The following is an 11,024-nucleotide window of genomic DNA, read 5'->3' on the forward strand; positions in this document are numbered from 1 at the left end:
CCGTTGTTACCAAACATACAAGCAATTGTGTGTGGGAGTACGAAGATGAAAATTTACGCTCTTAACCTGTTCTTAAAAAATTGAATATCAATGCTTAACTAAATTATATACAGATGAAGACATTTATCAAAGTAATTTCTATAAGCACAATAAGTATGGTATCTGTAATGCAGGCTCAATATTGCAGCTTGCCTGGCCGAACTGCATATAGCACAAATCAACCCGGAATAACAAAATTTACACTTGATTCCATAAGTCGCACCTCTCTCGGTGTGGAAAACACAAGTAAAGTTGTAGTAAATACCGGCTTGTCTACAACACTTGTTAGGGGGAAAACCTATACAGTAAATATTACTCATAGTAAAGACGCAGTAGTTTTTCCGACCGTCAAAAACAATATAAGGGTATGGATAGATTATAATCAAAATTCGGTTTTGGATGATGCAAATGAAACTGTAATTTCCGCAGATGAACAAACACCAGGAGTTTTTACAAAAACTTTTACAGTTCCATTAACAGCAACTCTTGGTTCAACACGCCTTAGGGCTACTGCAAAAATGGGTACAGGAGGTGGTCATACAATTCCAACAGCTTGCGACAACCCCGCAGACCCTCTCGGATATCATGGTGAAATGGAAGATTATACTGTTAAAATTGCTGCAGCCACAACCGGGATTAATGAGTTTGACTTTTCATCAATAAACGGGAAGATTTTCCCAAATCCATTTACATCATCTTCAACTTTAAGCTATTCACTATCTGAACCATCAAATGTTTTGATTGAAGTTTATAATGTACTTGGAGAAAAGGCAACTATCGGAGGTAGTGAAATGCAAAGTGAAGGGACCCATACATTAACTATTGATAATGATTATTTACCGAAAGGAAGTAATATATATTTTGTGAGAATAGTGGTCGGAGACAAAATGATGACTCAAAAGTTGATTCATGTCAATTAAGAATCTCTCTCTTGAATAAACTGATTTTATCGCGCTTGCTGATGCAATCGAAATCGGACCCGGGGATACAAGCTTCGTGGACCAGTTTGCTTTCCGCAAACTCATTTCGACGAGGTATAAATCACAATGAAATTATTGAAGGATGTCTTCAAAATTCGGGTATTGCTGGCTAATTTTATTTTTTTCGTTCTTTCTTATGTCGTGTGCGAAAGACAAGGCTGATCTTGATTATTCCAATACGGGATACCCAGACCCGATTGCCAATTTAATTATTAATAAGTGCACGAACTCTGGCTGCCACAACCAAACAAGTAAATACGGTGCTGCAGGGATTTCACTATCTACATGGAATCAATTATTTGAAGGAGGAAATGTAGGGGCAATAGTTATCCCTTTCCGACCTGATCTTAGTACATTTTGTTATTTCACAAATACGTATACGGATCTTGGAACAGCACTACTTCCCACAATGCCTTTAAACCAGACTCCATTAACAAGAAGTGAATATAGTATACTAAGGGACTGGATAGCATCCGGAGCTCCTGACAGAAAAGGAAATGTAAAATTTAGCGACAACCCCAACAGAAATAAAATATATGTGACTAATCAACTCTGCGATGTTGTTACAGTTTTTGATGCCAACACATTACTACAGATGAGGTATGTAAATGTCGGCAATAGCGCTTCCACGGAATTTCCTGTATGTTTAAAAGTTGCTCCAAATAAAAAATACTGGTATGTGAGTTTCCTTTCCCAAAATGGAATTATTCAAAAATATAACGCGAACAACGACAGCTATGCAGGTCAGGTGTTTTTGGGTACTGGTTCCTGGGTATCTTTCCAAATAACAGCTGATTCAAAGTATGGTTATTTTGTTGACAATAGCAACCCTGGCAAAATTGCATACGTAGACCTCGAACAAATGAAAGTACTGGCAACATATACATTCGGCAATAATTTTATTTATCCCAGAGGAATTGCATTGAATGAAAGCTTGAACACTATATACGTTGGCGTCGATAATGGAAACTATATCTACAAAATTGACATTACTAATCCTCTGTCACCAGTAATTCATGAAATGCCAATTGATGGAACTTCAATTGTGCAACATCAGTCAAGCATTGATCCATTTGATCTTTCGGTAGATCCCAGTGGAAATAATTGCTACATATGCTGTCGAAAATCTAACGAAATACGGGTAATCAATATGCAAAAAGATTCTTTAGTAAAGATTATTAATTTAGTTTCACCGCCAGCATTTCTTAACTTTTCTCACTCTACGAATAACCTGTTCGTTTCTTGCACCGATGACTCGATTTCTTTCCCTGGAGAAAGAGGATCGATAATTGTTATTAATTATTCTTCCAATTCTATTGTGAAAAATTTATACTCCGGGTATCAACCCACCGGACTTGCTGTGGACGAAGGAATGAAAGTGGTGGCGGTAATAAATAGTAATATAAGCGCAAGCGGCCCCGCTCCACATCATGCACATGGTTCAGGATGTAGCGGGAGAAATGGGAATATAACTTTTATTGATCTCAATACACTTGAATTGATTCCTGGAAAAAAATCGGAGGTTGGAGTTTATCCTTATGGGATCTCAGTGAGGTGATTTTTTATTCTTTAATAGGACAATACCGGTCCAAGCCATCTTTCGGTCTCCTGGATACTCATTCCTTTACGCCTGGCATAATCTTCCACTTGTTCTTTGGTAATTTTTCCAACACCAAAGTATTGCGATTGAGGATGTGCAAAATACAATCCACTTACTGCAGCTGTTGGAAACATGGCCATGCTATCCGTTAAACGAATGCCGGTATTTTTCTCTACTTCAAGCAATTTAAACAAGGCTGGTTTTTCTGTATGATCGGGTTGGGCCGGATATCCGGGAGCCGGGCGTATACCAGTATATTCTTCTTTAATTAACTGCTCATTAGTCAATGTTTCATTTTTAGCATAACCCCAATATTCCCTGCGGACTTTTGCATGCAGCAATTCCGTGAATGCTTCAGCCAAACGATCTGCCAATGCTTTGAGCATAATAGCACTGTAATCATCGTGGTCCTTTTCAAATTTCTCCACCCATTTGTCAATGCCAATACCGGTAGTTACCGCAAAGGCTCCGATGTAATCAAGCCTGGCCTCTCCTAAATCCTCGCCCTGGGGGATAACTTGCCGGGGTTTTATAAAATCTGCAAGCGCTAAGTTGGCCTGGCCTTCAGGCTTTTTGGTTTGCTGACGAATCGAATGAAATGTACACAACACTTCTCTCTCCCCTTTGGGGAGAGCCGGAGAGGGGTCATAAACTTCAATATCATCATCTCCGATTACGCTTGCCGGATATAAACCGATAACTGCTTTCGCTGTTAACCACTTCTCAGCAATTACTTTTTTCAACATAGCATGTGCATCATCAAATAATTTCTTTGCTTCAACCCCTCTTTCCGGATCGTTGAAAATTTTCGGATAGCTGCCTTTCATTTCCCAACTGTGGAAAAAGGGTGTCCAATCAATATATTCAGCTATTTCAGCTAAAGAATAATTATCGAAAACTTTATTGCCGATGAACGAAGGCCTGGTGATAGTGATCTTATCCCAATCGGTTTTAAATTTATTTTTACGGGCCTCCTGCAATGAAATGAATTTATTCTGCGACTGTGCATTTTTATTCTGCTCACGCACACGAACGTAATCCATCTCCACACCTTTCATAAACTCTCCACGAAGCTCCTGTGAGATCAGGCTGCTGGCAACAGGAACAGATTTTGAGGCATCATTCACATGCACAACAGGGTGTTTATAATGAGGCGCGATCTTCACAGCAGTATGCACTTTGGAAGTTGTTGCGCCTCCTATCAAAAGCGGGATCGAGAAACCTTCACGCTCCATCTCCTTCGCCACATGCACCATCTCATCAAGTGACGGTGTTATCAAGCCACTCAAACCTATAATATCTACATTTTCTTTTTTGGCAGCAGCTAATATTTTATCACATGACACCATCACCCCCAGATCAATGATCTCATAATTATTACATGCCAATACAACGCCGACAATATTTTTTCCGATATCATGTACATCACCTTTTACAGTAGCCATTAATATCTTACCCGCAGTTTTTTGTTTAGAACCGCTTTTCTTTTTTTCCTCTTCCATGAAAGGCAATAGATACGCAACACCCTTCTTCATTACACGCGCACTCTTCACCACCTGGGGCAAAAACATCTTGCCGCTTCCAAACAGGTCGCCTACTACATTCATTCCGGCCATTAACGGACCCTCTATGACATCTAATGTTCGCGTAGATCTTTGGCGCGCCTCTTCTACGTCCACATCTATGTACTCTATGATGCCCTTTACCAATGCATGGCTCAACCGCTCATCAACTGTGCCTTTTCTCCATTCCTCATCCTTCTCCTGCTTTTGCTTTCCCACACCTTTCAATTGTTCAGCATGTGTGATCAACCGTTCAGTCGCATCATCGTTCTTGTCGAACAACACATCTTCCACTAATGCCAACAGATCCTTCGGAATATCATCATACACCTGTAACTGACCAGGATTTACTATGCCCATATCCATACCGGCTTTTACCGCGTGATACAGGAAGGCTCCGTGAATAGCTTCACGTACGTGGTCGTTCCCACGGAAAGAGAAAGACACATTACTTACACCGCCACTCACTTTTGCCAATGGCAAATTTTGTTTGATCCATTTGGTTGACTCAAAAAAGTCGATGGCATTTTTCCGGTGCTCATCCATGCCTGTAGCAACAGGAAAAATATTGGGGTCGAAAATAATATCCTGCGGCTGGAATTTCACCTGCTCTACCAATATTTTATATGCACGTCCGCAAATTTCCTTTCTTCTGTCCAATGTATCAGCCTGTCCCTTTTCATCAAAAGCCATAACAATAACAGCAGCGCCATAACGCTTCACTTTATTTGCCTGTTCAATAAATGTCTTTTCTCCTTCTTTAAGCGAAATGGAGTTTACGATGCCTTTCCCCTGTATACACTTCAAACCAGCCTCGATCGCGTGAAATTTGGACGAATCGATCATAATCGGAACTTTCGAAATGTCGGGTTCTGACGCAATAAGATTCAGAAATTTAGTCATGGCCATTTCAGCATCCAACATGCCTTCATCCATGTTAATGTCTATCACCTGTGCCCCACCTTCTACCTGATCACGTGCTATAGCAAGTGCCTCATCATACATATTGTCCTTGATGAGTTTTAAAAATTTACGCGAACCGGTAACGTTGGTACGTTCCCCCACATTCATAAAATTTGATTCAGGTCTTAGCGTAACAGGTTCAAGGCCGCTTAAACGTAAATAAGGTTCGACTTTAGGGATTTTACGCGGCTTGGTGTTTCGGACATCTTCGGCGATATGCCTGATATGATCAGGAGTGGTACCGCAACATCCTCCAACTATATTTATAAAACCGCTGGCCAAAAAATCATGCACCTGGTGGCCCATATCATGTGGAGTTTCATCATATTCACCAAATTGATTGGGCAAACCCGCATTTGGATATGCGCTGATATAGAATGGCGCCTTTTCTGAAAGCTCCTCAAGGTAAGGTCTCATCTCTTTAGCGCCCAGTGCACAGTTCAGACCAATACTCAATAAATTAACATGGCTGATCGAGTTCAAAAATGCTTCAACAGTTTGCCCGGAAAGTGTACGTCCGCTGGCATCTGTAATGGTACCGGAAACCATAATTGGCAACACTTTTCCTTTTTCATCAAACACCTGTTGCGCGGCAAAAAGCGCAGCTTTCGCATTGAGGGTATCAAAAACCGTTTCAATTAAAATAACATCTACCCCACCATCAACCAATCCGCGTATTTGTTCGGCATATGCATCAACGACCTGGTCCCATGTAACAGCACGATAGCCAGGATCATTTACATTCGGCGAAAGTGAAAGTGTACGGTTGGTCGGGCCGACAGCCCCGGCTACAAAATGGGTTCTGGGTTCCGGGTTCCGGGTTTCAAGTTCAAATTCCCTAACCGCGTCCTTTGCAGTTTTCGCAGACGCCAAATTAAGTTCATAGGCCAAAGTTTCCATGTGATAGTCGGCCAATGAAATTTTTTGTGCGTTGAATGTATTGGTTTCAATAATATCAGCGCCTGCTTTCAGGTATTCTTTATGAATCGTTTTGATGATGTGCGGCTGTGTAATAGAAAGAAGGTCATTATTTCCCTTGAGGTCACTCTGCCAATCTTTAAATCGTTCTCCGCGGTAATCTTTTTCTTCCAGCTTATATTGCTGGATCATGGTGCCCATAGCACCATCAATTACTAAAATCCGTTTTTCAAGTTCTTTACGTATGTCAGCCATAACACCTCACTTCAAATCCTGTTTACGCCCGCCGGCAGACAGGCAGAAAAAAGGATCTGAAGATTTACTTTAATTGTCCGTAATATAAATTGGTATTATATTCGAATCTTACCATCCCATCTTTGCTGAATGTGTCGAATATCCTTTTTAATTCTATTATCATTTCGTTATACTTAGGATGCTCTTCAGTAGGTACATACGAGGATGATAACAAACGACCTTTCAGCCCTTCGTAATCAAATTCCTGAAAATTTTTAAAAGTAGATTCATTAAAACTTTTGTTGTCGATCATTGACAATATATAATTCCTGATCTCCTTGTTAGTAATGTTTTTATGGTTTACTTCCGCATAATCGACAGAAAAATTATGCAACAGGTTTTCGTATTCAATTAAAAATTCTGATTCATCGATCAGCCGGTCGTTCCAGATCAAAACAATATGCCCGTTTGGTTTAAGCAGCCGTACAACCTCCTTTTTAAACAACTCCCCATCAAACCAATGAAATGCCTGGGCCGCAATAACTATATCAACACTTTTATTTTTAAGTGTCGTGGCCTCTGCCTTTCCATTAATACTTTTAAAATTCTTATTGCCGCCCAGGATGCGTTCAGCCGCTTCCCTCATTTCTTTGTTAGGCTCAATGCCATAAACAACATTGCCATTATCAAGAAACAACTTGGCAGATATGCCGGTCCCGGAACCGATATCGGCTATAACAGAATCGCTCTTCAGAACCTTCTGTTTGATCAGAAAAGAAAACATTTCTGAAGGATAACCAGGGCGATACTTCACATAGTTCTCAACCCTGTTCGAAAATCTTTTTAGCGTGTCTGCCATGAGCGTCACCCCCGCCTCTCCAAAGGAGAGGATCTGGATTTATTTTATTTTTTATTAATTATCTGATTTCATTTCTCTTTCGTTTCCCTCTCCTCCTTCCGCTGCGCGCAGGGCAGATTCGGAGAAGGCCGGCCTGCCTGCACGAAGCCGAAGTTTCGTTTCGGCGAAGGCAGGGATGAGGTCAAAAAAAAATCTCTCCTGCGCCTGTCAAGAGAGATATGCTATTTTGATTATCATTTTCAAAATTTCTCTGACTTATCTATTCCTAAAAATAGGATTCGAATTGGCACCTTCTTTTAAAATGAAGAATTAAAAATGATGAATTAAAAATTAAACTCCTTTGCATTCTTAATTTTTAATTTTTCATTCCAACATTTCTATAAGGGTTGCCAAGGTTTCACAGGGCGCATCCCTCCACCTTTCTTGATAAATTAGTGAGAATCACATCTGTGATATGACTCATCGAACTAATCCCGCTACAGCGGAATCTTTCTTTTAAAGAACCAGGGCAAATTTACATCTTAATTAGATGTTAAGCAAATAAGGTTTCTTCAGGATAACTTATCCGTTAACAACTTGATTTCAATAGCAGGAGAAATTTTTTCATACAGTATGTGATACACGGCATCAACAATCGGCATCTCCACATTATACGTTTTGTTGATCTCTTTCACACACTTAACAGCATAATACCCTTCCGCTATCATATTCATTTCCAACTGTGCCGCCTTTACTGAATATCCTTTCCCAATCATTCCTCCAAACGTACGGTTGCGGCTAAATTGCGAATAGGCTGTAACAAGCAGATCGCCTAAGTATGCCGAACTTTTTATATCCCGGTCGATCGGATGCACCGCATCAACAAAACGCTTTATTTCCTGTATGGCATTTGAAACCAACACTGACTGAAAATTATCGCCATAGCCTAAGCCATGACAAATTCCGGCTGCAATAGCCACCACATTCTTCAAAACGGACGAATATTCTGTTCCGTAAATATCATCGGATACGGAGGTTTTAATATACCGGCAAGCCAGTTGAGATGCCACAAAACCGGCAATTTCAGGGCTTTGTGAAGCAATAGTTAAATATGACAATTTTTCGAGGGCAACTTCCTCAGCATGGCAAGGACCTGTAATAACACCTATTTGCGGGAATGGAATATTGTATTTCTGATTAAAAAATTCACCCACAATTAAATTGTCTTCCGGCACAATGCCTTTAATGGCCGAAAAAATTGTTTTATACTTTAAATCGTCGGGTGACAGCGAAACAATAGATTCCTTCAAAAATGCGGCGGGAATAGCCATAATAAGGATGTCGACCGCGGCTACAACTTTTTTCAGATCGCCGCTTACTGTAATTTTACTCATATCCAGTTCAACAGAACTCAGATAATTCGGATTGTGGTGATACTTGTTAACATAGTTAACGGTTTCCGCACTTCGCACACACCAATGCAGCTGCTCAACATTGTTGCACAATATTTTTACAAGGGCTGTGGCCCAGCTTCCTCCACCTATTACCGCTATTTTAAGACTCAACCCTGTATTTTTTTAATTGATTGACTGATAAACCGGTCCTTCTCTTTTAACCATTTTCCTTTCTTCCAATGCATTCATTAATTTCTGCAATTGATTTTTTGAAATACCCACTTTCTCACTCAGACTGGTAAGCGTTGCCTGGTTCTGTATCTTTAATTCACTCAAAATTTTAACTTCCTCCGCTGTTAAAACGACTTCTGGTTTTTTTATAACTTCCGGTTTCATTTGAGGAAACAAAAGTACATCCTGTATGGAATGTGAATTCGTCATGATCATTGCTAACCTGTCAATGCCAATACCCATACCTGCTGTAGGAGGCATGCCATATTCAAGCGCCCGCAAAAAATCATGGTCAATGAACATCGCTTCATCATCACCTTTTTGCGACAAACTTAACTGATCTTCAAACCGCGCGCGCTGGTCCAGTGGATCGTTCAGCTCAGAATATGCATTCGCCAATTCTTTACCGTTCACCATCAACTCAAATCGTTCAACCAATCCTTCTTTGCTGCGATGGCGTTTGCACAAGGGAGACATTTCAACTGGGTAGTCAATTATAAAAGTGGGCTGAACGAAGTTGTGCTCACACTTTGCCCCAAAAATCTCATCCACCAGCTTTCCTTTGCCCATTTTCGCCTCCGCATGTATACCAAGATCTTTACAAACCTTTTTTAAAGCATCTTCATCCATTCCGCTTATATCAACACCGGCATATTCCTTAATAGCATCATACATGGAAATCCGCTTGAACGGACGCTGGAAATCGATCACCTTATCTCCAACCTGCACTTTAGTATCCCCATAAATATCAAGGGCCACTTTTTCGATCATTTCTTCCGTAAATTCCATCATCCAGTTATAATCCTTATAGGCTACATATATTTCCAATACAGTAAATTCAGGATTGTGTGTACGATCCATCCCCTCATTGCGAAAATCCTTTGCAAATTCATATACGCCGTCAAAGCCGCCCACAATAAGACGTTTCAGATAAAGCTCATTCGCAATTCGCAGATATAATGTAGCATCAAGGGTATTGTGATGCGTTGTAAACGGCCTTGCGGCAGCTCCCCCCGGAATGGGTTGCAGAATAGGCGTTTCAACTTCCAGATAGCCTTTAGAATTAAATGTGTTCCGTAAACTATTGGTTATTTGCGAACGTTTAATGAACACCTCCTTAACTGCGGGGTTAACCACCAGATCGGCATAGCGCTGACGGTAGCGAAATTCGGGATCAGTTACCACATCATGCGCCTTCCCTTCGGCATCCGTTTTAACTATGGGCAAAGGTTTTAATGCTTTACTTAATAATTTAAGCGAAGTAGCATGAATAGATATTTCACCTGTTTTAGTAGTAAATACAAAACCGGAAACACCTATAAAATCACCAATATCAAGCAGTTTCTTAAATAAGGTGTCGTAAACTGATTTATCTTCTCCCGGGCAAATATCATCACGGCGGACATAGAGCTGTATACGGTCTGATGAATCCTGCAGGCTCACAAAGCATGCTTTACCCATATCACGCACGCTCATGATGCGACCTGCAATACTTACATTTTTATAATCCGTTTTATTGCGTTCATAATTTTCAAGAATGTCCCGGGCAGACACATTCACTTCAAATAACTCGGCCGGATAGGCATTAACCCCCAGCTTTATAATTTCGTCAAGCTTATTTCTTCTCAGAACTTCCTGTTCACTTAAATCTTCCTTCATATTTTATAGAATATTTATTACAAACCTACATAATTTGAACGAACACAAAAATAATCATAGAATCTATCCGAAATACCCAAAAAATAAAGACGGCAAAACCGCAAAGACTTCAAATGAGAGGAATTGCTTGTTTTTTCCCTGCCTGGCCGGCAAACAGATTTGCGAACTTTGCAACCTTTGTAAGGAGGGATTTTTATAGTACATCATGTCTATATGTAAGCATACTACTTTCCACATTTTTTTCTACTTTTATCCCAATTAATTACGAACCAGATGAAACGAACATGTTTGCAAAAATTAAAACACAAAAGGGGCATGAAAATGCCATCCTTCAGTATTTTGAGAACATGGAGTTCCATGTGTCCATAAAAACTTAAATTTATTTTCACATGAAATAGCCATATACCTTTTGGCATACCAACCAAAATGAATATGGCGTATTCCCTGTCTGCCGACAGGCAGGCATGTGACCTTTAAAAGCTAAAAATACATACACATGAAATGGTCATGAGCTAGAATGAAGCACACCAACCGAGGATGAATATTTAACTTCGTGCAAAACATGAAACGTAATGCAAGAAATAAAATTCAAACAGGTTGTAACAA

General features: G+C 40.2%; 6 protein-coding genes and 1 riboswitch. Of the genes, 2 read left to right on the forward strand and 4 right to left on the reverse strand.

Annotation, left to right across the window (positions count from 1 at the left end):
* Positions 1 to 113 precede the first annotated feature (113 nt).
* Both HYU69_14465 and HYU69_14470 read left to right on the forward strand, forming a co-directional pair.
* Positions 114 to 959: a T9SS type A sorting domain-containing protein gene (locus HYU69_14465; protein ID MBI2271545.1), complete on the forward strand. Its 846-nt coding sequence runs from the start codon at positions 114 to 116 to the stop codon at positions 957 to 959.
* 142 nt (positions 960 to 1,101) lie between these two features.
* Entirely contained in the window at positions 1,102 to 2,577 is a 1,476-nt protein-coding gene (locus HYU69_14470) for a hypothetical protein (protein MBI2271546.1), read from the forward strand.
* Between the two features lie 11 nt (positions 2,578 to 2,588).
* On the opposite strand, the gene metH is transcribed toward HYU69_14470, so the two are convergent.
* The 4 genes from metH to lysS form a co-directional block, all read right to left on the reverse strand.
* The gene (metH, locus tag HYU69_14475; GenBank protein MBI2271547.1) at positions 2,589 to 6,317 is read right to left on the reverse strand and encodes a methionine synthase; all 3,729 of its coding nucleotides are present in this window, start codon (positions 6,315 to 6,317) and stop codon (positions 2,589 to 2,591) included.
* A gap of 64 nt (positions 6,318 to 6,381) precedes the next feature.
* Positions 6,382 to 7,155 (reverse strand): class I SAM-dependent methyltransferase, encoded by a 774-nt coding sequence (locus HYU69_14480; GenBank protein ID MBI2271548.1) that lies wholly within the window; start codon positions 7,153 to 7,155, stop codon positions 6,382 to 6,384.
* Between the two features lie 252 nt (positions 7,156 to 7,407).
* A riboswitch (SAM riboswitch) is annotated at positions 7,408 to 7,588 on the reverse strand.
* Between the two features lie 118 nt (positions 7,589 to 7,706).
* Positions 7,707 to 8,699 (reverse strand): NAD(P)H-dependent glycerol-3-phosphate dehydrogenase, encoded by a 993-nt coding sequence (locus tag HYU69_14485; protein MBI2271549.1) that lies wholly within the window; start codon positions 8,697 to 8,699, stop codon positions 7,707 to 7,709.
* 12 nt (positions 8,700 to 8,711) lie between these two features.
* On the reverse strand, positions 8,712 to 10,418 hold the full coding sequence (lysS, locus tag HYU69_14490; protein MBI2271550.1) for a lysine--tRNA ligase: 1,707 nt from the start codon (positions 10,416 to 10,418) through the stop codon (positions 8,712 to 8,714).
* Positions 10,419 to 11,024: the final 606 nt, after the last annotated feature.

It is taken from the genome of Bacteroidota bacterium (genome assembly GCA_016183775.1).
GTDB lineage: Bacteria > Bacteroidota > Bacteroidia > JABDFU01 > JABDFU01 > JABDFU01.